General features: G+C 64.2%; 22 protein-coding genes and 1 tRNA gene. 8 read left to right on the plus strand and 15 right to left on the minus strand.

Annotated elements, in window-relative coordinates; all coding sequences use genetic code 11:
- Positions 1 to 165 precede the first annotated feature (165 nt).
- Together tig and ABIB66_RS21100 are read right to left on the minus strand one after the other, a co-directional pair.
- Entirely contained in the window at positions 166 to 1,527 is a 1,362-nt protein-coding gene (tig, locus tag ABIB66_RS21095) for a trigger factor (RefSeq protein WP_354209906.1), read from the minus strand.
- Positions 1,528 to 1,700: 173 nt separating this feature from the next.
- Positions 1,701 to 1,785: transfer RNA gene (locus ABIB66_RS21100), tRNA-Leu, on the minus strand.
- 152 nt (positions 1,786 to 1,937) lie between these two features.
- Between ABIB66_RS21100 and ABIB66_RS21105 the strand changes: the two genes are divergently transcribed.
- Positions 1,938 to 3,254: a multicopper oxidase family protein gene (locus ABIB66_RS21105; protein ID WP_354209907.1), complete on the plus strand. Its 1,317-nt coding sequence runs from the start codon at positions 1,938 to 1,940 to the stop codon at positions 3,252 to 3,254.
- Between the two features lie 10 nt (positions 3,255 to 3,264).
- Here the strand turns inward: ABIB66_RS21105 and ABIB66_RS21110 are convergent, their stop codons facing one another.
- Genes ABIB66_RS21110 through ABIB66_RS21125 form a run of 4 tightly spaced genes read right to left on the minus strand, consistent with a single transcriptional unit; the run spans position 3,265 to position 5,823 of the window.
- Complete coding sequence (locus ABIB66_RS21110; RefSeq protein WP_007603498.1) at positions 3,265 to 3,552, minus strand: addiction module antidote protein; 288 nt, start codon at positions 3,550 to 3,552, stop codon at positions 3,265 to 3,267.
- 1 nt (position 3,553) lies between these two features.
- On the minus strand, positions 3,554 to 3,850 hold the full coding sequence (locus tag ABIB66_RS21115; RefSeq protein ID WP_354209909.1) for a type II toxin-antitoxin system RelE/ParE family toxin: 297 nt from the start codon (positions 3,848 to 3,850) through the stop codon (positions 3,554 to 3,556).
- Between the two features lie 24 nt (positions 3,851 to 3,874).
- A complete protein-coding gene (locus ABIB66_RS21120; protein WP_354209910.1) occupies positions 3,875 to 4,324 on the minus strand; it encodes a GNAT family N-acetyltransferase in 450 nt (149 codons plus the stop codon).
- Positions 4,324 to 5,823: an NAD(P)H-hydrate dehydratase gene (locus ABIB66_RS21125; protein ID WP_354255459.1), complete on the minus strand. Its 1,500-nt coding sequence runs from the start codon at positions 5,821 to 5,823 to the stop codon at positions 4,324 to 4,326. The genes ABIB66_RS21120 and ABIB66_RS21125 overlap by 1 nt, the downstream gene beginning before the upstream one ends.
- Positions 5,824 to 6,204: 381 nt before the next feature.
- Between ABIB66_RS21125 and ABIB66_RS21130 the strand changes: the two genes are divergently transcribed.
- Both ABIB66_RS21130 and glnA read left to right on the plus strand, forming a co-directional pair.
- On the plus strand, positions 6,205 to 6,543 hold the full coding sequence (locus ABIB66_RS21130; protein WP_007603495.1) for a P-II family nitrogen regulator: 339 nt from the start codon (positions 6,205 to 6,207) through the stop codon (positions 6,541 to 6,543).
- A gap of 149 nt (positions 6,544 to 6,692) precedes the next feature.
- Positions 6,693 to 8,102, plus strand: a complete 1,410-nt coding sequence (gene glnA, locus ABIB66_RS21135) for a type I glutamate--ammonia ligase (RefSeq protein WP_007603494.1) — start codon at positions 6,693 to 6,695, stop codon at positions 8,100 to 8,102.
- A 155-nt stretch (positions 8,103 to 8,257) separates the two neighbouring features.
- Here the strand turns inward: glnA and ABIB66_RS21140 are convergent, their stop codons facing one another.
- On the minus strand, positions 8,258 to 8,515 hold the full coding sequence (locus ABIB66_RS21140) for a tautomerase family protein (protein ID WP_275171336.1): 258 nt from the start codon (positions 8,513 to 8,515) through the stop codon (positions 8,258 to 8,260).
- Positions 8,516 to 8,667: 152 nt separating this feature from the next.
- Here ABIB66_RS21140 and ABIB66_RS21145 point away from each other — a divergent pair, with 152 nt between their 5' ends.
- Entirely contained in the window at positions 8,668 to 9,645 is a 978-nt protein-coding gene (locus ABIB66_RS21145) for a GlxA family transcriptional regulator (RefSeq protein ID WP_275171337.1), read from the plus strand.
- Between the two features lie 140 nt (positions 9,646 to 9,785).
- Here ABIB66_RS21145 and ABIB66_RS21150 read toward each other — a convergent pair whose 3' ends face one another.
- Together ABIB66_RS21150 and ABIB66_RS21155 are read right to left on the minus strand one after the other, a co-directional pair.
- A complete protein-coding gene (locus tag ABIB66_RS21150; RefSeq protein WP_354209912.1) occupies positions 9,786 to 10,559 on the minus strand; it encodes a gamma-glutamyl-gamma-aminobutyrate hydrolase family protein in 774 nt (257 codons plus the stop codon).
- A 90-nt stretch (positions 10,560 to 10,649) separates the two neighbouring features.
- On the minus strand, positions 10,650 to 11,351 hold the full coding sequence (locus ABIB66_RS21155; protein ID WP_354209913.1) for a hypothetical protein: 702 nt from the start codon (positions 11,349 to 11,351) through the stop codon (positions 10,650 to 10,652).
- A 135-nt stretch (positions 11,352 to 11,486) separates the two neighbouring features.
- Here ABIB66_RS21155 and ABIB66_RS21160 point away from each other — a divergent pair, with 135 nt between their 5' ends.
- Entirely contained in the window at positions 11,487 to 12,617 is a 1,131-nt protein-coding gene (locus ABIB66_RS21160) for an AI-2E family transporter (protein ID WP_275171340.1), read from the plus strand.
- A 6-nt stretch (positions 12,618 to 12,623) separates the two neighbouring features.
- Here ABIB66_RS21160 and ABIB66_RS21165 read toward each other — a convergent pair whose 3' ends face one another.
- The 6 genes from ABIB66_RS21165 to ABIB66_RS21190 all read right to left on the minus strand — a co-directional run bounded on the left by ABIB66_RS21165 (position 12,624) and on the right by ABIB66_RS21190 (position 16,311).
- On the minus strand, positions 12,624 to 12,920 hold the full coding sequence (locus tag ABIB66_RS21165) for an antibiotic biosynthesis monooxygenase family protein (RefSeq protein WP_275171341.1): 297 nt from the start codon (positions 12,918 to 12,920) through the stop codon (positions 12,624 to 12,626).
- A gap of 102 nt (positions 12,921 to 13,022) precedes the next feature.
- Complete coding sequence (locus ABIB66_RS21170; protein WP_275171342.1) at positions 13,023 to 13,259, minus strand: hypothetical protein; 237 nt, start codon at positions 13,257 to 13,259, stop codon at positions 13,023 to 13,025.
- A gap of 57 nt (positions 13,260 to 13,316) precedes the next feature.
- Complete coding sequence (locus ABIB66_RS21175; RefSeq protein ID WP_354209914.1) at positions 13,317 to 14,549, minus strand: GGDEF domain-containing protein; 1,233 nt, start codon at positions 14,547 to 14,549, stop codon at positions 13,317 to 13,319.
- 229 nt (positions 14,550 to 14,778) lie between these two features.
- Positions 14,779 to 15,258, minus strand: coding sequence for a 30S ribosomal protein S9 (rpsI, locus tag ABIB66_RS21180; RefSeq protein ID WP_354209915.1), 480 nt, complete (start codon positions 15,256 to 15,258; stop codon positions 14,779 to 14,781).
- A gap of 1 nt (position 15,259) precedes the next feature.
- Entirely contained in the window at positions 15,260 to 15,724 is a 465-nt protein-coding gene (gene rplM / locus ABIB66_RS21185; RefSeq protein WP_007611024.1) for a 50S ribosomal protein L13, read from the minus strand.
- 158 nt (positions 15,725 to 15,882) lie between these two features.
- Positions 15,883 to 16,311: a PaaI family thioesterase gene (locus ABIB66_RS21190; protein ID WP_007603483.1), complete on the minus strand. Its 429-nt coding sequence runs from the start codon at positions 16,309 to 16,311 to the stop codon at positions 15,883 to 15,885.
- Positions 16,312 to 16,397: 86 nt separating this feature from the next.
- On the opposite strand from ABIB66_RS21190, the gene ABIB66_RS21195 reads away from it, so the two are divergent.
- The 3 genes from ABIB66_RS21195 (at position 16,398) to ABIB66_RS21205 (ending at position 19,344) form a co-directional block, all read left to right on the plus strand.
- Positions 16,398 to 17,222: an enoyl-CoA hydratase gene (locus ABIB66_RS21195; RefSeq protein ID WP_354209916.1), complete on the plus strand. Its 825-nt coding sequence runs from the start codon at positions 16,398 to 16,400 to the stop codon at positions 17,220 to 17,222.
- 118 nt (positions 17,223 to 17,340) lie between these two features.
- Positions 17,341 to 17,925 carry a CoA-binding protein gene (locus ABIB66_RS21200; protein WP_275171347.1) on the plus strand — a complete coding sequence of 195 codons (585 nt, stop codon included), beginning with the start codon at positions 17,341 to 17,343 and terminating at the stop codon, positions 17,923 to 17,925.
- Between the two features lie 138 nt (positions 17,926 to 18,063).
- Positions 18,064 to 19,344, plus strand: coding sequence for an O-acetylhomoserine aminocarboxypropyltransferase (locus tag ABIB66_RS21205; protein ID WP_085353375.1), 1,281 nt, complete (start codon positions 18,064 to 18,066; stop codon positions 19,342 to 19,344).
- The last annotated feature ends 81 nt before the right edge of the window (positions 19,345 to 19,425 follow it).

Genomic DNA, 19,425 nt, shown 5'->3' on the forward strand with positions numbered 1-19,425 from the left:
ATATAGCCCAATTCGTTCCTGACAAGTGCGGAGCGAATTAAGGCTTAATCCGTGCGGCAGTTGAAGCTGATTCGTACAAAGAGGCCCAGCCGGCCACCTGGCTAGCTCGACCTCTTCGCTGATCATCCTTAATGCACGGCTATCCTAAAGGCTCTCCTGCAGCCCTCAGGCGGCGGTCTTTTCCGCCTCGTCGTCCTTGTAGAGATCGTCGCGCGAGACCTTCTTCTCGGTCACCTTGGCAAGCTCGAGGATGAAGTCGACCACCTTGTCCTCATAGATCGGTGCACGAAGCTGGGCCAACGCTTGGGCGTTGCTGCGGTAATAGTCCCAGACCTCCTTCTCGCGGCCCGGCATCGAGCGCGCCCGCTCGATCACGGCGCGGCCGACCTCGTCGTCGGTCACGGAGATCTTGTTCTTCTCGCCGATCTCGGAGAGCACGAGGCCGAGCCGCACGCGGCGATCGGCGATCTTGCGGTACTCTTCCTTGGCGGCGTCTTCGGTGGTGTCCTCGTCGGCGAAGGTCTTGCCGGCGGAGTCCATCTCGGCCTTCACCGAGTTCCACATCAGATTGAACTCCTCGTCCACCAGCGAGGGCGGAGCCTCGAAGCGATGGGCCTCGTCGAGGCGGTCGAGCAGCGCACGCTTGACGCGCTGGCGCGTCGCGGTCGCGAACTCGGCGACCAGCCGCTCGCGTGCCGCTTCCTTCAGCTTGTCCAGCGATTCGAGGCCGAGCGTCTTGGCGAACTCGTCGTCGATCGCGAGATCCTGCGGCGCCTCGATCAGCGTCGCGGTGGTCTCGAACTCGGCCGGCTGGCCCGCGAGCTTGTCGTTCATGTAGTTCTTGGGGAACGCCACCTTCAGCGTGCGGGTCTCGTCAGTGGCGATGCCGGTGAGCTGCTCTTCGAAGCCGGGGATGAAGGTGTTGGATCCGATCACGACCTGGATGCCCTCGCCGGCGCCGCCCTCGAAGGCTTCGCCGTTGATGGTGCCCTTGAAGGCGACGGTGACGCGATCACCCGACTCGGCCTTGGCGCCCTCGCCCTTCGCGGCATAGCCACGGTTCGAATCGGCGATGCGCTTGATCGCCTCGTCGACGTCGGCGTCGGTGACTTCGGCGACGGGCTTCTCGACCTCGAAGGTCTTGAAGTCGGCGAGCGCGATCGACGGTACCACCTCGATCGCAACCGTGTAGGTCAGATCGGTTTTGCCGTTGAGCAGCTCCTCGACCTCGGCCTGCTCGGTCGGCATGGTGATCTTCGGTTCGGTCGCCAGGCGGAAGCCGCGCTCGGAGAACAGCTGCGTGTTGGTGTCGCGGATGGTCTGGTCGATGGTCTCGGCCATCACCGAGCGGCCATAGACCTTCTTGAGGTGCGTGACCGGCACCTTGCCGGGACGGAAGCCGTTGATGCGGACCTTGTCCTTGAGGTCGACGAGCTTGGCACCGGCCTTGGCGTCGAGATCAGACGCGGGAACGCTGATCTTGAACTCGCGCTTCAAACCTTCCGAGAGGGTTTCTGTGACCTGCATGGTGTCCAATCTTCTTCTCGTTCGGTCCCGGCGCGCATGCGTCGGGACGCTGTCATTAATCGATCCGGCGCGAGGCGAACGCCTCAACGCCGGTGGTTCATCGGACCGGCTTCCGGCGGACAAACATCCGCGCGGGAGCAGATCGCGTAATCCGTGCAAACGCTGAAAGCGCTTGGTGCGGGCGGAGGGACTCGAACCCCCACAACTTTCGTCACTGGAACCTAAATCCAGCGCGTCTACCAGTTCCGCCACGCCCGCGTAAATTTGCATCAAGACCGGCCGCGATGCCGCGGGCGGCGGGCTTATAGCATGTGCCCGCCTGTTCGCAGCAAAAAAATGGCCCGATCGAGGCAGGCTTCACCTAGGCACGACGGCTGGACTTATCCAGCACGGCGTGGTCCGGATCGGCGATGAAAACGCGGATATTCGACCCGACGAGGCGCGAGGTTTTGGCCGGACTTGGACTCGGCGTCGGGGCCTCTGCGGCCGGGCTGATCGCCGGCGGCGCAGGTCCGCTCGTGACCGCCCAGCTCGCGCTGCAGGCAAGGCCGGCAACGCTGGCTCTGAGGCCGAATCAACCGCCGACACCCGTCTGGGAGCTGGCCGCCGTAAGCCACCTGGGGGACGTCCGTCTCAAACGTGGCGACCGCTGCGAGGTGGTCTTTCGCAACGACCTGCCTGTACCGCTTGCACCAGTCTGGTACGGCCTGAATGGCCCGGCCGCCGCCGACCCGCTTCGCGGACGCGCGCCGACGGCCCCGGAGGCGACGGAAACATCAATCATTTCAGTGCCAAACGCCGGAACCCTGCTGGCCGACTTCCGGCTGTTCGAGGACGGCCTGAAGCAGCCCGCCCGCCCCCTTCCGATTATCGCCACCGAGACCAACGCGGTCGCCGCTGATCGCGACGTGGTCCTCTTGATCGAGGAATGGCGGCTGCGGCCGGATGGGACCGCGCTTGTCCCGGGCCGGGACCCGAAGGACACATCCCCGCTCTATACAATCAACGGAACGACTTCATTCGAACTCTCAGCTTCGGCGAATGAGCGGCTGCGGCTGCGCTTTATCAACGGCTCGCAACGTTCTGTTCTGGCGATCAAATTGGAAAGTCACGAGATCCAGGTGCTGGCCCTGGACGGACAGCCAGCCGAGCCGTTCACGGCTCGCAACGGCGCCCTGGTGCTGGCCCCCGGCGCACGCGCCGACGCCTTTGTGGATGCGGCCGCTTCGGCCCCATTCCTGCTGCACGACGGCAAGGAGGCGCGTCAGGTCGGCCGACTTACTGTCCCAGGCAAGCTTGACCGGCGCGCGCCGCTGTTGCCACCGCAGCCGCTCCCTCCGAATGAGCTGCCCGACCGGCTTGATCTGAAAGGCGCCCTTCGATTCGATGTCGCGCTCGGGGTAGCCGACGCCGGGTGGATACGGCCCGCAAATTTCTCGACGTCGTCCGCCCCCGCCTTTCGCGCCAAGGCCGGCCGCTCCGTCGTGCTGGCCCTCAAGAACCCCGCACCCGTCGCCACCGTCTTCCATCTCCATGGCCACCATTTCCGCCTGCTCGACAAGCTCGACGACGGCTGGAAGCCGTATTGGCTCGACACGCTCGCGATCGAACCCGGCCAGACCCAGCGCATCGCATTCGAGGCCAGAGGTCCCGGCCGATGGCTGATGGAATCCGTCGTAACCGATTGGGCAGCGCCGCGACTGGTGCGCTGGTACTGGGTGGAGTGAGGCGCGCCGATCAGGCGTGCGGCTTGGCTGTGAGTTCGATCCCGAGCGCCTTCATCACCGCAATAGTCGTTTTCAGCGTCGGATTGCCGTTGGTGCTGAACGAGCGATAGAGCTGCTCGCGAGAAAGACCAGTCTCTTTGGCGATCTGCGTCATCCCCTTGGCGCGGGCGACGACCCCAAGTGCATGAGCGATATAGGCCGCATCCTCGGTCTTGAACGCCTCTTCCATGAACACGGCAATGGCCTCGTCAGACTGCAGGTCTTCGGCCGGGTCATAGGTCGTCAGTTTCTCGCCCATCTCATTCGCTCCACATCTCGGCAAGGCGCTTCGCCGCCTTGATGTCTTTCACCTGCGTGCTCTTGTCGCCCCCACACAGCAAAACGATGATCGCGTTGCCCCGCTTCTGAAAATAGATGCGATATCCGGGCCCGTGATGAATCCGCAGCTCGCTAACACCGTCGCCTACCGGTTCGACGTCGCCTGGGTGCCCATGAGCCAACCGATCCAATCGCGACGCAATCAGCGCTCTTGCACGCTCATCCTTGAGACGTGATCGCCACTTCCGAAACGTCTCAGTTTGCTTGAGCTCAATCACATGTAGTTTTTAGACTACAATTTTTCACAAATCAAGTGGCCTACGCATCCAGAGGTACCGAGCGTCGGGTTCTTTCTCCTCGTTTCGGGTCCCGTTGGTCTGCTCGATCAGCGTGAACCCGCGCGCTTCATAGAAGCGCCGCGCCAACGTGTTGCGCTGGAAAGTCCAGAGCTCCAGCCGTTCGCTGGCTTGCTTGGCGACATCGAGCAGTTCGGTGCCGACGCCGCGCCCTTGAACAGCAGGAAGCACGTAAAGCTGCTCGATCCAGCCGTCACGGAAAGCGATGATCCCGCTCAGTACATCGCCGTCGAAGCGTCCCCACAAGCGGCACGTCGCGAACACACGCTCGCGGTAGAACCAGCGATCCTCGTCCGGCATATGCAGCCCAGCGAGCCAGGGCATCGCATGGTCGAATGCAGCCCGGTGAACCTGCGCCGCCGCGCCCATATCGGTGAGCGCGAGCTGCCTGAGCATCAGTATTCCACCCCCAGCGCACCATAGATCCGCCGGTGAACGGCGGGCAGCGTCTCAGTGAGATCCTCCGCGATCAGGCCCGGCCCCGCCTCGCTCCCCGCTTCGCCATGCATCCACACGGCGATGCTGGCGGCTTCGAATGCCGGCACGCCTTGCGCCAGCAGCCCTGCGATAATGCCGGCGAGCACGTCGCCGGCGCCCGCGGTAGCGAGCCAGGGCGGCGCGTTGGCGGCGATGGTGGCGCGGCCGTCGGGCGCGGCGATCGTGGTGTCCGGGCCCTTCAGCAGCACGACCGCGCCGGAGCGCTCGGCGGCGGCGCGCACGCGCTCGATCTTCGAGCGTCCCGGATATTTGTTGCTGAGGTCGGAGAACAGGCGCGGGAACTCGCCCTCGTGCGGTGTCAGCACCACCACCTTGTCGTGCGACGTCTTGATCGATTCGAACAGGCGCTCGGGATTGGCGGCAAAGCTCGTCAGCGCATCCGCGTCGAGCACCAGGCGCCGCTGCGCGTTAAGCGCCGTGTGGACGAGATCGCAGGTGCGCTCGCCGACACCCGCGCCGGGGCCGATCATGCAGGTGTTGTAGCGCTTGTCACCGAGCAGCTCGCCGAACTCGATGGCGGTATCGACGGGGCGAACCATCACCGCGGTGAGCGCAGCCGCATTGATCGCGAGAGCATCACGCGGAGTGGCCAGAGTCACCAGGCCCGCGCCGGCGCGTAGCGCTCCGCGCGCGGCGAGACGCGCTGCACCGGTCGCGGCCGCATCGCCCGAGACCGCCAGCACATGGCCCCGCGCGTATTTGTGGCCGTCGATGCGCGGCACCGGAAAGGCGGCGCCCCAGAAGTCCGGATCGTTCTCAAAAATCTGCGGCGCGATCTCGTCCAGCACCTGCGCCTCGATGCCGATATCGGCGACACGGACGTGTCCGCAATGCATCCGCCCCGGCAGCAGCAGATGCGCCGGCTTCTTGCGGAAGAAGGTGACGGTCTCGGTGGCGTTCACCGCCACGCCCAGCACGGCCGCACTGGTGCCGTTGATGCCGCTCGGCAGATCGACCGCGAGCACCGGCGCACCGTTGCCGTTGATCGCCTCGATCATCTCACGCGCCTCGCCGTCGACAGGACGGCTGAGGCCCGCGCCGAACAGCGCATCGATGATCAGCGCCGGTCGCCCGATCGCCTGCGGGTTGAACGGAAGCACCGGGTGCTTCCAGCCCCGCGCCGCCGAGGCCGCGTCGCCCTGGAGCTGGTCGCGCTCGCACATCAGGATCACCGAGACCTCGCGGCCTTGCGCGGCCAGCTCGGCGGCTGCAACAAAACCGTCACCGCCATTATTGCCCGGGCCGGCCACGATCAGGATCGGCCCCTCCTCCACCAGTGCGTGGGCGGCCTCGGCGACCGCCTGGCCGGCGCTGAGCATCAGCTTGAAGCCGGGGGTGCCTGCCGCAATGCTGAGCTGGTCGGCGCGCTGCATTTCGGCGTTGGTCAGAACTTCCATGCCACTTCCCTGTCCAAAAGCCTTTTCAAGAGGCACGTTCCGCACCGGGCTATCCGACGGAACAGCGATCTGCACAGATATTGAACCGTTTGCCTATTTCGTAGTCTGCGGTATTTTGTGCGGGTCGGCGCCACCTATCAGAGCTGCACGTTAAAAGGCTGATAACGCTCCAACAATCAGGGCATTTGCAAATTGGCATAGACCCTGCTTTCGCGGAAGTCGCTTCGGTTCGTCGTGCTCACTGGCATTTATCAGGGTGTGGCCGGCCGTTGTTGCCGGACTGGTCAGGGATCCCGGCATAGCGAAGACAAGATCGTGCGTCATGAAAAGCGCATCCTGACGAAGACGTTGCTATTTGTTCGAAAGGCCGGGAGGCGCGCAGTGAAGAAAATCGAAGCCATCATCAAGCCATTTAAGCTCGACGAGGTGAAGGAAGCGCTTCAGGAAGTCGGCCTTCAGGGCATCACCGTCACCGAAGCCAAGGGCTTCGGCCGGCAGAAGGGTCACGCCGAGCTGTACCGCGGCGCAGAATACATCGTCGACTTCCTGCCCAAGGTGAAGATCGAGATCGTGATCGGCGACGATCTGGTCGAGCGCGCCATCGACGCAATCCGCCGCGCCGCGCAAACGGGGCGCATCGGCGACGGCAAGATCTTCGTCTCCAACATCGAAGAGGCGATCCGCATCCGAACCGGCGAATCCGGGCTGGACGCTATCTGAGCCGGGTGCTATCCCGCATTTTGCGACATTCTGACAAGAAATAGGCTGCTTCGGCGGCCTCATTTTGTTTGTGCCTCGCGCGCCTCAAGAAGCGTGAACACGGTCGCTTGAAGCTTGGAAACCGACCCGCAGAGCCAAAAGGGGTATGCATGAAGACCGCCAAAGACGTCCTGAAATCGATCAAGGACAACGACGTCAAATACGTCGACCTGCGCTTCACCGATCCGCGCGGCAAGTGGCAGCACGTCACCTTCGACATCAGCATGATCGATGAAGACATTTTCGCTGAGGGAACGATGTTCGACGGCTCCTCGATCGCCGGCTGGAAGGCGATCAACGAGTCCGACATGTGCCTTATGCCCGATCCGGTGACCGCGACGATCGATCCGTTCTTCGCCGAGACCACCATGGTCATCACCTGCGACGTGCTCGAGCCGACCACCGGCGAGCCCTACAATCGCGACCCCCGCGGCATCGCCAAGAAGGCCGAGGCGATGGTGAAGTCGATGGGCGTGGGCGACACCGTGTTCGTCGGCCCCGAAGCCGAGTTCTTCGTGTTCGACGACGTGCGCTTCTCCGCTAACCCCTACAGCACCGGCTTCCGCCTCGACTCCTCGGAGCTGCCGACCAACTCCGACACCGAATACGAAGGCGGCAATCTCGGCCATCGTGTCCGCACCAAGGGCGGCTACTTCCCGGTGCCGCCGCAGGACTCCGTGCAGGACATGCGCTCGGAGATGCTCGGCGCCATGGCCAAGATGGGCGTGAAGGTCGAGAAGCACCATCACGAAGTCGCTTCCGCCCAGCACGAACTCGGCATGAAGTTCGACACGCTGACGCTGATGGCCGACCACATGCAGATCTACAAATACTGCATCCACCAGGTCGCGCACATCTACGGCAAGACCGCCACCTTCATGCCGAAGCCGGTCTTCGGCGACAACGGCTCGGGCATGCACGTGCACCAGTCGATCTGGAAGGACGGCAAGCCGGTGTTCGCCGGCAACAAATACGCCGACCTGTCGGAGACCTGCCTCCACTACATCGGCGGCATCATCAAGCACGCCAAGGCGATCAACGCCTTCACCAACCCGTCGACCAACTCCTACAAGCGCCTGGTCCCGGGCTATGAGGCCCCCGTGCTGCTCGCCTATTCGGCGCGCAACCGCTCGGCCTCCTGCCGCATCCCCTACACCGCTTCGCCGAAGGCCAAGCGCGTCGAGGTGCGCTTCCCAGATCCGCTCGCCAATCCCTATCTCGGCTTCGCCGCGATGCTGATGGCCGGCCTCGACGGCATCAAGAACAAGATCGATCCGGGTCCGGCGATGGACAAGGACCTCTACGATCTGCCGAAGGAAGAGCTGAAGCAGATCCCGACCGTGTGCGGCAGCCTGCGCGAGGCGCTCGAAAACCTCGACAAGGACCGCGGCTTCCTGAAGAACGGCGGCGTGTTCGACGACGACTTCATCGACGCCTATATCGAGCTGAAGATGACCGAAGTCGCCCGCTTCGAAATGACCCCGCATCCCGTCGAGTTCGAGATGTACTATTCGGGCTAAGCCGCCCGAAATTCCTGCGACAAGCAAAAGGCGCTTCCAAAAGGAGGCGCCTTTCGTATTGGGGAAACCGTAGGTGGGTGGAGCCCTTGCGAAACCCATCATCTCGCAACTCGCGATGGCGATGGGCTTCGCTGCGCTCTACCCCTCCTACCGTTCTACGTCTTCGCGATCCGCACCCCATCCGTCCCGATCGCGCCGAACGTGCCGGCGATGATCTCCGCCGTCGGCTGCATGCCGCCGAGCGACCAATGTGAGGGCTCCTGCTCCTCGATCCTGACCCAGACGTTGCGGCGGAATTCCGGGTTGCCCTGCCCTTCAACCTCGACCAGGAGGTCGGTGACGCGCTCGAGCAGTGCCTTCTTCTGCGCGACATCCAGGATGCCGCGGACGGTGGAAATGGTGACGTAAGGCATGTCTCTCTCCGATATGTCGTGTGACGATGGTTGAGAGATTGAACCGGGCCTGCCGGAGACGGCAGTGGCGGATAAGACAGAGATCGGGCAATTTCCGCCATGGCGCCCGCGCGCCGATCGGGTAGGATTGCCGCGTCCTGTCTGGAGGTCCCATGAAGCTCGCAATACTGGCGCTGGAAGGCTGCATGCATTCGGCGATCTCAGGCGTCGCCGACATCCTGTCGCTCGCCAACCACGTGATGCAGCAGAGCGGCGCCAACCCCGGCTTCGCCTGGCAGACGCTTTCGCTCGACGGCAAGGCCGTGCGGTCCGGCGGCAGCCAGATGGTCGCGGTCGACGGCGCCATTGGCAGACGAGGTCGCTTTGACGCGATCCTCGTCCCCGGCAACCTTGTCGATCACGTCACGGCCGAACGCCTGCAGCCGCAATATGCCCGGGCCGGCGCCTGGCTGCGGCAGCAGCACGCGAACGGACGGCTGATCGGCGCGTTCTGCAGTGGCGTGTTCCTGCTGGCCGGCGCCGGTCTGCTCGACAACCGCCGCGCCACCATCACCTGGTGGCTGCAAAGCGAGCTGCGGCAGCGTCATCCCGCCATCGACCTCGCCCCGGACGCCGTCATCACCACCGCCGACCGCATCGTCTGCGCGGCCGGACCGATGTCGTGGGTCGATCTCCTGCTCAGGCTGATCGAGATGGTCGACGGCAAGGAGATCGCAAAACTATGCGCGGACTACGTCGTCATCGACACCGCGCAGCGCACCCAGTCGATCTTCATGCCCGTCGGCTATTTGCTGACGCAGGACCCGATGCTGACCCAGGCCGACCTGCTGGTGCGACGCTCCGGAAAACGTCCGATGACGGTGAAGCGGCTCGCCGATGCGCTCGGCCTCAGCGAGCGCACGCTGAACCGGAAGTTTCAGGAACTCACCCGCGAGCCGCCGCAGGCCTTCATCATGCGTCGGCGCGTCGAGCACGCCCGCACGTTGCTGGAGACGACGATGCAGCCGGTCAAGACCATCGCGAGATCGGCCGGCTACGAGGACGAGAGCAGCTTTCGCAAGGCGTTCCGCAAGCTCACCCTGATGTCGCCGCAGGCCTATCGCGCGCGACGGATGGAGCGGGCGGCGTAGCAGGCTGGAACGCCGCTCTCCCGTTCCCCGCGGCGTCACTTGTCCGGAAAGTTCACCCGATCTCCGTCGCCACCAGCGCCCATTCACCAGCGCAATGACGGTGTGGCGCGGGCGTGCCTGCCTTCTTCCAGCGCGTCCGCCTACGCCGCCGCCTTCTGCCGCGCAACCATCGCTTCGCCAAAAGCCTCGAACAGCTTTCGGTTGATCGGATTGTGCTGCGGGTCGTATTCGGCGTGCCATTGCACCCCGAGCGCAAAGGCCTTGGCTTCCGCGATGCGGATCGCCTCGATGGTGCCGTCTTCGGCGATGCCCTCGATCAGCACGCGCTTGCCGGGATCGAGGATGCCCTGGCCGTGCAGCGAATTCACCCGGATCTTGTCACAGCCGAGCAATTCTGCGAACGCGCCGCCCGGCGTCAGATCGACGTCGTGACGATCGGCGAACACCACTGTCGGGTCAGGATGGATCTCACCATTCTCAAGCCTGGGCATGCGATGGTTCATGCGGCCCGGGATTTCGCGGATCTCGGGATGCAGCGAGCCGCCGAAGGCGACGTTCATCTCCTGGAGGCCCCGGCAGATGCCGAACAGCGGGATACCGCGGGCAACGCATGCGACCGAGAGCGCCAACGCCACCTCGTCGCGGTGGATGTCGTAGGGCTCGTGCGCCTCACACGGATCGACGTTGAAGCGAGTCGGGTGCACGTTGGCGCGGGCGCCTGTGAGCACGATGCCGTCGACGGTATCGAGCAGCGCGACGATATCGGTGATGTCGGGCGAGCCCGCGAACATCACCGGCAGGCCGCCGGAAACCTCGGCCACGGCGCGCAGATTACGCTCGCCGACCATCTGGACCTGAAATCGATTTTCAACGCGATGGGCGTTCCCGATCACGCCGACGACCGGCTTTCTCATCTCCCGTTCAGACCTCTCCCGTAAGAAGATTCTCCAAACATGCCCCTCGGAGGGAACAAATTCAACAGAGGGGTACGCGGGACGGCAATGCTATTTTCGCGCAAATGGCGCGGCCGCGGCCGGGCCGCCGAGGGGCAGGCCGGCGGCCTTCAGCGCGGTCGCCGCCGCGTCGCCCGGCGCGGCCAGCCAGGGCAGTTTCGTCTCGATCCCGCGCGTCACGGACTCCCCGAGCACGCCACCGAAATCAATCGGCCAGAGCCCGTTGGGCACCATTTCGGCGGTAAGGCCACGGAGTGCATAGCCGTCGCCCAGGACCGCCTCCGCATGGTCGCCGGCGACAAGGCGCGCGGTCGCAGGGTCGAGGGGATCGCCAAAGCTCACGAGCACGGGCATTAGGTCCCCCTGCACCGCGACGACGCCGGTCTGCCGGTTGAGCTCGTTGAACGAGACGCGGTTGCCACGCGCGGCGCCATAAGCGCGGAGCGCGACATAGTTGATGTCGTCGAGATCGAGCTTCGCGCCCTGCTGATGCGCGAGCAATGCCACCACGTTCTTTCCCCGGCCGAGGTCGACGAACACAGCCTCGCCGCGCATCGTGGTGCGGCCGCCCCGGCTATAGCCACGATCGGGCACGACGGACAGAATGCCCGACCCGGTCTTGATCCCGTCAGGCGTCGTCACCTCGACCGCGAGGCGATATTTGTGACCGGGCCGGTTGATCCGGATCTGGTCGCCTATCACGAGCACGGCGAGAAGGCCGAGCAGACCGGCCCACTTGCTGATGAAACTCAAGCGCCCTCACCTGTTCTTTCCTCATCGCTCTGCACCGTTCACGCGCCAGCGTCAAACCAGCGCGTTGACGCGGTCTTGATCCGGATCGCGTTTGTCGAAAGAGTGCGGTGCGCACCGCGCTGAAAAGGACCCGATGTGACCATTCCCGCAGATGAACGGCGCCGGACCCGCGGCGATCTGGCCTGGGCGATCTCGGTCGGGGGCATTGGCATCGTGCTGTTCACGGCAATGCTGGTCTTCACCTGGTATTTTGCCGCTACCCTGCTCCTGATCTTCACCGGAATGCTGCTCGGCGTTGGCCTGAACGCGCTGACCAACGCGCTTGGCCGCCGCGTGCACTTGCCCCACGCGGTGCGGCTCGCCATCGTCTGTGCCGCGCTGGCGGTGATGCTCGCAGGTGTTGCCTATCTCGGCGGCGCCACCATTGCCGAGCAGGCCTCGCTGCTGAGCAAGACGATCAAGTCGCAGATCACCAACGTCCGATCCTTCCTCGAAAACCATGGCATCGACACCAGCTTCTTCGATCTCGGCAATGCCGCACCCACCGCCAGCGATGCGGCGCCGGCACCCGCGCCGAACTCGGGCTCGCACGGCGGATTGCCGGGCGCGGGTGCGCTGGCTTCGAGCGGCGGCGCGATCGTGAGCCAGACCTTCAAGCTGCTGCTCGGCACCATCAGCGCGGTCGGCAACATCTTCATCGTGCTTTTCCTGGGGCTCGCCTTCGCCGCCCAGCCCAGCGTCTATCACGACGGCCTGTTATTTCTCGCGCCGGCGAGACATCGTACTCGCGTAGCCCAGATCATCGACCGAATCGGCGAGACGCTGGAGCGCTGGCTGATCGCGCAGATCGTCGTGATGCTTGCGGTCGGCGTGGTGACCTGGATCGGTCTCGCCGTCATCGGCATTCCAGGCTCGTTCATCCTGGGGATTCAGGCGGGCCTGCTCGCCTTCATCCCGACCGTCGGCGCCATCATAGCCGGCGTCGTGGTCGTGCTGGCGAGCCTCGCCTCGGGATGGATACCGGCGCTGTCGGCCTTTCTCCTCTTCATGGGCGTGCACGCGATGGAGAGCTATGTGCTGACGCCGATCCTTCAGCGGCAGGCACTGGACATTCCGCCGGCCACGCTGTTCGCGTTCCAAATCCTGCTCGGCGTCGTGTTCGGAATCTGGGGCCTGGCGCTGGCGCTGCCACTGGTCGCCATCGCCAAGGTCATGATCGACCACTTCAAGACGTATGAAGCGCCGCCTCTGGCTGAGGCGGCCTGAGCCGCCTCAGGTGGTGAGCACGGTCTCGGTGTGCTCGACCTCAGGGGGTGCCGCAAAATACTGGCCGACGAGGCCGCGCCATTCGGCGAAATTCTCGGAGCCGCGAAAATCGACGGTATGGTTCTCGAGCGTCTCCCACTTCACCATCAGACGATAGCGCTGCGGCTTCTCGATCGACTTGTGCAGCTCGAAACCGTGAAAACCCTTGGAGCGACCGAAAGCGGCCTTTGCCTTGGTGACGGCGGCCTCAAAGTCCTTCTCGCTGCCCGGCTTGACGTCGATTTGCGCGATCTCGGTGATCATCTGTTTCCACCCATTTTTGTCCGATGGGCGTGTCTACCGCAGCCCGCGCCAAAGAAAAAGGCGCCGAAACGGCGCCCTGCCCGGTCCAAAAATGCAGATCACTCAGGCGAGCAGCAGAACGGTGCCCGCCACCGTCAGCGCACAACCGGCGAACAGCGCCAGCGGCCAGTAATTGCGGCCTTGTGTGTAACGCCCCTGGGCGCGGCGCTCGGTGATCAGCGCGCTCTCGTATTCGTCAGCGGTCGAGAACAGGCAGGCGAAGCCGCCGCGTGCCGAGACCGCCGCGGCTTCGAGCGATATCAGGGCGGCTTGCGGGTTCTGTCGATGGATCGATTCCATGTCCGCAATGGTAGGGATCGAATGGTAAACAGGGGATTACCGCGAGGCCTCCCTTACCTAGGCGGTCGCCGGCCGCGCTTTGGATTGCGCGTTGGGCACGCCGATCCGCGCGGCGCTCTGGCGGCGCCAATTCTCCAGCGACAGTGGCAGCTCCTCCGCCGCCTCGACGCGATTACGGCCGCCGCGCTTGGCCTGGTAGAGCGCGGTGTCGGCCGAGGCCAGCAGCACTTCGAGCTCGGTGCCGGCCGGACCGCCCGCGACGCCGATACTGACGGTGGTGTCGACCGGGCCCTCGTCGACGACGACGCCGGAGGTCTCGAAGGCCTCGCGCACGCGCTCGGCGACCAGCACGCCCTCCTCCAACGAACACGGGAGGAGGGCGGCGAACTCCTCGCCGCCGATGCGACCCGACATGTCGCTGATGCGCAGATTGCTGACGACGACGGTCGAGAACAGTTTCAGCATCTCGTCGCCGGCGGGATGGCCGAAACGGTCGTTGATCGACTTGAAATGATCGATGTCGAAGATCATCACGGTCACGGGACGGCCGGCCTTGGCCTCGCGCTCGATCACGCGTCCGCAGGCTTCCGAGAAGCCGCGGCGGTTGAGCATGCCGGTCAGCGGATCGGTGGACGCGGCGGTCCGGTGCGCGGTGACCGTGCGCTCGGATACCAGCATGAAGATCACGAACACCGTGCCGACGGCATAGAGCACGAGTTCGACCGCGAACACCGTGACCCAGATGCTGGTGGAGAAGCCGGCATCGTTCGGGCGCAGGAAACTGCCGAGCAGGATCGGCAGCATCAAGACGCAGCCGTGCATCACCGGCACCACAACGGCCGGCCAGCGCCGTTGCAGGCTCTTGCGCCGCTCGACCCAGAGCTCGCTCGCGGTCAGCGCCGCATAGACCGAGACGATGCCGGCGCCGATGATCATGCGCAGCATGGACGCGGTGGGATCGAGCAGCGTGGCGGCAGCGGCCCAGGCGAGCGCGCCGACCAGGAGACCCGGCCAGTTCGGCTTGCGACCATGGAAGACACGCGCCGCATTCCACACCATGCCGCAGGCGACGAAGCCGACCGCGTTCAGCGCAAGGTAAAGATGCGGCCCCAATCTGTCGCCGGCCGCCGTCCAGAGCGCGACCGATGCGGCGCCGAGCAGATACGCGGTGCCCCACCATTTCAGCGCAGGGCTGTTCTCCTGCCTTCCGAAAAACACCATCATGGCGCCGAGCAGTGCGGCGACCATGGTGGCGACCAAATAGAGCGTGATGCTATCGAGCGACATCATGTCGGCCCCCTTCTAGACATAGCAGTTACGCGATCGGCTCAGCCGATTTGCGCGCCCTTCCAAATGCGACGCTATGTCCGGCGGGTTCCATTCAGGTTTTCATGCGGGCCCAAGTTTTCAGGAAACACGCCATCAATTTGCATACAAACGAACAGCAAAAAGGGCGCTGAAATCAGCGCCCTTTTGCATCTCATTGAAGCCGCTTTCGCGGCGAATGCGACCGAAGCGATTAACGCTTCGAGAACTGGAAGGACCGGCGGGCCTTGGCCTTGCCGTACTTCTTGCGCTCGACCACGCGGGAGTCGCGGGTGAGGAAGCCGCCCTTCTTGAGCACGGTGCGCAGCTCCGGCTCGAAATAGGTCAGCGCCTTGGAGATGCCGTGACGGACGGCACCGGCCTGGCCGGACAGACCGCCGCCGGCGACGGTGCAGATCACGTCATACTGGCCGGAACGCGCGGCTACGGAGAACGGCTGCTCGATCATCATGCGCAGCACGGGACGGGCGAAATAGACATCGACCTCGCGCGAGTTGACCGTGACCTTGCCGGCGCCCGGCTTGATCCAGACGCGGGCGACCGCGTCCTTGCGCTTGCCGGTGGCGTAGGCGCGGTTGAACTTGTCGACCTTCTTCTCGTGCTTGGGCGCGTCGGGCGCGGCCGCCGTCTTGAGCTGCGAGAGCTGGTCGAGCGACTGGATGGATTCGGCCATGTTATGCGGCCCTCGTGTTCTTGCGGTTCAACTTGGCGATGTCGATCTTCTCGGGCGTCTGGGCCTCGTGCGGATGATCGGCGCCGCCATAGACGCGGAGGTTGCCCATCTGGACGCGACCGAGCGGACCACGCGGGATCATGCGCTCGACGGCCTTCTCGAGCACGCGCTCGGGATGCTTGCCCTCGAGGATCTGGCGCGCGGTGCGCTCCTTGACGTGGCCGACGTAACCGGTGTGCTTGTAATAGGTCTTCTGCTCGCGCTTGCGGCCGGTGAGAACCGCATACTGCGCGTTGATGATGATGATGTTGTCGCCGCAATCAACGTGCGGGGTGTAGGTCGGGAGGTGCTTGCCGCGCAGGCGCATGGCGACGATGGTGGCGAGACGGCCGACGACCAGACCCTTGGCGTCGATCAATACCCACTTCTTCGTCACCTCAGCCGGCTTTGCCGAAAAGGTTTTCATGTCAGAGTTTCCGTGGACGGGGAGCATCGGCGCGAACACCGCACCGGACTGGGCGGTTTTCTAGAGAACAGCGGCGCCGCGGTCAATGCCCAAAGGCGGAATTTACATGTTAAATATCAATGGTTTAGAATTATGGTATTGAGATACCCGCAAAAAGCTCAAACGTTTGGAATGGAATAGGTCGAGGTGACATGCGCAATCGGATCGGGCGAGGTACCGGACAACAGCTTCACCTCGCCGACTGCGAGGCGCTTGCCGAGCTTGAGCAGCCGCGCCTCCGCCAGCACGTCCTGCCCGGGTTGCCCCTTGCGCAGGAAGTTGATGTTGAGATTGGTGGTCACGGCGAGCCCGATCGGCCCGATCGCGGACAACAGCACTACGTACATCGCGAAATCGGCGAGCGCCATCAGGGTCGGGCCGGACACGGTTCCGCCCGGCCGCAGCATCTTTTCGCTATAGCGCTGACGCAAAAGGCAGGCCTGACCGTCCGCGCTCTCGATCGTGATGTCGTCGCCGCTGAAGGCCTGGGGAAACTCGTTGCGGAGGAACTGCTCGAGCTCCGCCACGCTCATTTTCGCTAACGCCATGCTACCCCTCACCCTCGCTTCACGTCCCCTGTTACATTAAGTTATCTGCGTCATCCAATCGCAATAATCCAACCGGAAACGCTTTGATGTCGGTCCAGGCCGCCCGCGCCCCCTCCCCGCAATCGCCAATCCTGCTGCGCGAGACCATAGGCCCCATCGCGGTCCTGACCCTCAACCGCCCGGCTGCCCGCAACAGCCTGTCGGAGACGATGATCGCAAGCCTGCATGCCGAGCTCAACGAAATCCGCGACGACAAGGCCGTCCGCGGTGTCGTGATCGCGGCCAACGGTCCCGCCTTCTCCGCCGGCCACGACATGAAGGAGCTGACCGCGCGCCGCACCGACCCGGATCGCGGCCGGGCCTTCTTCGCCGAGATGATGACCGCCTGCAGCGCGATGATGCAGGCAATCGTGCTCCTGCCCAAGCCCGTGGTCGCATCCGTCCAGGGCATCGCGACCGCCGCGGGCTGCCAGCTCGTGGCAAGCTGCGATCTCGCGATCGCCTCGGAAGCAGCGAGCTTCGCCACTCCCGGCGTCGACATCGGCTTGTTCTGCTCGACGCCGATGGTGGCGCTGTCGCGCAACGTGCCGCGCAAGCAGGCGATGGAAATGCTGCTGACGGGCGAGCCGATCCCGGCAGCACGCGCCCGCGAGATCGGGCTCGTCAATCGCGTCGTCGCCGCCGGCACCGAGCGCGACGCCGCCATTGCGCTCGCCGAAAAGGTTGCGCTGAAATCCGCCTATACCGTCAAGCTCGGCAAGGAGGCGTTCTACCGCCAGGCCGAGATGAGCCTTGCAGACGCCTATCGCTATGCGGCAGAGGTGATGACCCAGAACATGATGGCGCGCGACGCCGAGGAAGGCATCGGCGCTTTCATCGAGAAGCGCACGCCGACATGGCGGGATGAGTAATTCGTCATTGCGAGCGAAGCGAAGCAATCCAGAATCCCTCCTCGGAGACAGACTGGATTGCTTCGTCGCTTCGCTCCTCGCAATGACAGCAAGAAGATGAGCCAAAAAAGATGAGCCAATGAACCACGACGCCTATCCCGACAATTACATCCGGGGCATCCTCAACAACGTGAAAACGATCGCGATGGTCGGCGCCTCGCCCGTCAACGTGCGGCCGAGCTATTTCGCGTTCAAATATCTGGCCCAGCGCGGCTACGACATGATTCCGGTCAATCCCGGCCATGTCGGCAAGGAGCTGCTCGGAAAACCCTTCGTCGCCTCGCTGTCCGACATCGGCCGTCCCGTCGACATGATCGACATTTTCCGCAACTCCAGTCACATCATGCCGGTGGTCGAGGAAGCCCTCACGCTCGATCCGCTGCCGATGGTGATCTGGATGCAGCTGGGGGCGCGCGACGATGCGGCGGCGCTGAAGGCGGAATCGGTTGGCATCAAGGTGGTGATGAACCGCTGCCCCAAAATCGAATATGGCCGCCTGTCGTCGGAAATCTCCTGGATGGGCGTCAATTCGCGCACGCTGAGCTCCAAACGCGCCCCGGTGCCGACGCAGGGCATGCGACTATCCCTCAATAGGATGAGTGTCGGCGGCGGCGATACCGCGGCATCGGACCGCGCCGCCAAGAACAAGAGCGAGCAAAGCTGACGCAGTTGCGAAGATTTCATTTCGCGAACGCGACAATGCGTAGCACGATCGTTCTGATGTGAAGCCGCGCCTTGACGGCAGCCGCGGCGCCAATCAGCATGCCGCGCGATTTCAGACCACGAGAACAGGACGCCCTCAATGAGCGATCGCCTTCCGGGATTTTCGACCCTCGCCGTGCATGCCGGTGCACAGCCCGATCCCACCACCGGTGCGCGCGCGACTCCGATCTATCAAACGACGTCGTTCGTCTTCAACGACGCCGACCATGCCGCCTCCCTGTTCGGCCTGCAGGCGTTCGGCAACATCTATACCCGCATCGGCAATCCCACCAATGCGGTGCTGGAAGAGCGCGTCGCGGCCCTCGAAGGCGGCACGGCCGCGCTCGCAGTAGCCTCGGGCCATGCCGCGCAGGTCGTAGTGTTGCAGCAATTGCTCCAGCCCGGCGACGAGTTCATCGCCGCGCGAAAGCTCTATGGCGGCTCCATCAACCAGTTCACGCACGCGTTCAAGAGCTTCGGCTGGAACGTGGTGTGGGCCGATCCCGACGACATTGCGAGCTTCGAACGTGCGGTCACGCCGCGCACCAAGGCCATCTTCATCGAGTCCATCGCCAATCCTGCCGGCAGCATCACCGACATCGAGGCGATCTCGACGGTGGCGCGCAAGGCGGGCGTCCCGCTGATCGTCGACAACACGCTGGCCTCGCCCTATCTGATCCGCCCCATCGATCACGGCGCCGACATCGTCGTGCACTCGCTGACCAAGTTTCTCGGCGGCCACGGCAATTCGATCGGCGGCATCATCGTCGATGCCGGCACCTTCGACTGGTCGACCGGCGGCAAATATCCGATGCTGTCGGAGCCCCGGCCCGAATATCACGGCATCCGGCTCCAGGAGACGTTCGGCAATTTCGCCTTCGCGATCGCCTGCCGCGTGCTCGGCCTGCGCGACCTCGGACCCGCACTGTCGCCGTTCAACGCCTTCATGATCCTCACCGGCATCGAGACATTGCCGCTGCGCATGCAGAAGCACTGCGACAATGCGAAAGCGGTCGCCGAATTCCTCGCCGGCCATCCGGCGGTGGCCGCGGTGAACTATGCGGGCCTTGCAAGCGACAAGTACAACCAGCTCGCGCGCAAATACGCACCGAAGGGTGCCGGCGCCGTGTTCACCTTCAGCCTGAAGGGCGGCTACGATGCCGGCGTCAGCCTAGTGTCGAAATTGCAGCTGTTCTCGCATCTGGCCAATGTCGGCGACACCCGCTCGCTGGTCATCCATCCGGCCTCGACTACGCACAGCCAGCTCGACGACGCCGCCAAGGTCAAGTCCGGCGCCGGCCCCGACGTAGTGCGGCTCTCGATCGGCATCGAGGACAAGGAAGATTTGATCGCCGATCTGGAACAGGCGCTGGGTACGTAGCATCACCGTCATTCCGGGGCGCGCGACAGCGCGAACCCGGAATCTCGACGTCGCAGCATAAGCTCTAGATTCCGGGTTCGG

Source organism: Bradyrhizobium sp. F1.13.3 (genome assembly GCF_040548265.1).
Lineage (GTDB): Bacteria > Pseudomonadota > Alphaproteobacteria > Rhizobiales > Xanthobacteraceae > Bradyrhizobium.